Annotated in this window: 1 protein-coding gene; it reads left to right on the top strand. The window is 52.4% G+C overall.

From position 1 onward, the window contains the following. The first annotated feature begins 134 nt into the window (after window positions 1-134). Complete coding sequence (locus H6A34_RS14185) at window positions 135-1,571, top strand: calcineurin-like phosphoesterase C-terminal domain-containing protein (protein ID WP_205106045.1); 1,437 nt, start codon at window positions 135-137, stop codon at window positions 1,569-1,571. Window positions 1,572-2,110: the final 539 nt, after the last annotated feature.

Genomic DNA, 2,110 nt, shown 5'->3' with positions numbered 1-2,110 from the left:
TTTTCTTAATTCTTAACTCTTAATTCTTAATTTAATAAGCTCTTAATTCTTAATTTTATTGTCTTTTTTTCGCAGCCGTAATGTAAAAAACGAAAGTTATCTTTGCCTTAGTTAATAACTAAATCACGCAAGAGATGAAGGCAAAGGTATTGTTTCTGCTTATCCTGTGTACGATGTTCATGGGTGGCGGAGTAGCCCGTCAGACGGTGTTCAACATATCGGGCACGGTGAAAGACACCTACGGTAAAGGCATAAAGGGCGTAGTGGTAAACGACGGTGTAAGCTTTACCGTTACCGACGCAGACGGCCGTTGGGCACTGTTTACCGACACATTGGTGAGTAAGCACATATCAATCAGCACCCCTGCGGACTACGAACTGCCGGCCAGCAACGGCATGGCAGCGGGCTTCTACGTGCCGGTTAGCGAGGCTGTCAGCGCCGACGGCCATGACTTCACGCTGAAACGACGCGGCAAGACGGCCGACAACTTCTACTACATAGCCATATCCGACCCGCAGGTACGCACGCAAAGCGACATGAACAGATGGCGGAACGAGTCGCTCGCCGACATCCGCCGTACAATAGACTCGCTGGGACGGAGCCGCGAAGTGGTGGGCATAGCCCTTGGCGACCTTGTCTTTGACAACATGCCCCTGTACAAAGACTACGTGAAGTCGGTAGAGAATACAGGCATGACGATGTTCCAATGCATAGGCAACCACGACTTCGACAAGCGCTGGCAGGACCTGCACAACATGAGGCTCGGCACACCCGTGTACGGAGAGATGGTGTATAACAATAATTTCGGACCGACGGATTACTCGTTCAACATAGGCAAAGTGCATGTCGTTACGATGAAAAACATCGACTACGCGGGCAACTGCAAGTACATGGAGAACATAACGGACGGACAGCTTGCGTGGCTCGAAAAAGACCTGAGCTACGTGCCCAAGGGCTCTCTCGTGCTGCTTAACATGCACGCGGCGGGCTGGAACACCGTGAGCGGCGAGGGCAACATACGCAGCGCCCGACAGCTCGAAAGGGTGCTGAAGGACTATCGCGTACACGTATTCTGCGGCCACACGCACTATTACCAGAACGTAGAGGTGAACGCCAACCTGTACCAACACAACATCGGAGCAGCCTGCGGAGCGTGGTGGGCAGGCGGAGTGAACCGCTGCGGAGCGCCCAACGGCTACCTCGTGGTCGACGTAAAGGGCGACGAAATAAGATGGCACTACAAGTCAACGGGCCTGCCCGCCGACCGCCAGATGAGGGTTTACGGCAAGGGCGAGTTCGAGTCGCAGCCCGACTGCATAGTGGCAAACGTGTGGGACTACGACAACGCGTGCAAGGTGGAATGGTACCAGGACGGCAAGCCCATGGGAGCGATGGAGCGCTTCACCGACACCGACCAAGCTTTCATTATACAGGAAGGCAAAAGGAAGAGCGGTTCGGAGACGGCACATCTGTTCCGCTGCCGCCCCGAAGGCCCTTGCAAGGAAGTGAAAGTGGTGTTCACCAACCGCTTCGGCGAGCGCTATGAGACCGTAACCAGACACACAACTTAACCCAAAACGTAACCGGCAAAAAAACACAACCTGACATCCTGATACCACGTAAACACACTCCGGCAAAACTATGCATGCCGGTGGTTTTCCGAAAGGTGGCCTTTCGCATTGTAAAAGGCCACCTTTTACCGTGCAGAAGACGGTCTTTCGTAAGCTAAAAGGCCGTCTTTCTGTAAATACCAGATTACTAAGCGTTTACAATGTCGTCGCATTGCCCTTGACCATTCTGGAGCTGGCAATTCAATGAATCCCGCAAGACAAGCATAAAAAGGCGCAACCCGATATTACGGATTGCGCCTTTAGCTATATAAATCGACACGGGTTAGGCATAAGAACAAGTTAAAAAGTCCCGAAGTAAACGGTCTAATGACGTTCAAGGTACTTACGTACGCGCAGCCTGACGTTCTCCTTCAAGCAGCCCTGGTACAGCCACGGCTCGGCACTATGAAAGTCGCCGACATTCAGGAAGCCAAGTATCGGTTGGTATTCCGCCCCGCTGTAACCAGTCACTACAAGAACATTATGTTCCGGCGACACAG

It is taken from the genome of Marseilla massiliensis, assembly GCF_016899855.1.
Taxonomy (GTDB): domain Bacteria; phylum Bacteroidota; class Bacteroidia; order Bacteroidales; family Bacteroidaceae; genus Prevotella.
The sequence above is the reverse complement of the archived record's forward strand: the minus strand, read 5'-3'. Positions and strand labels throughout refer to the sequence as shown.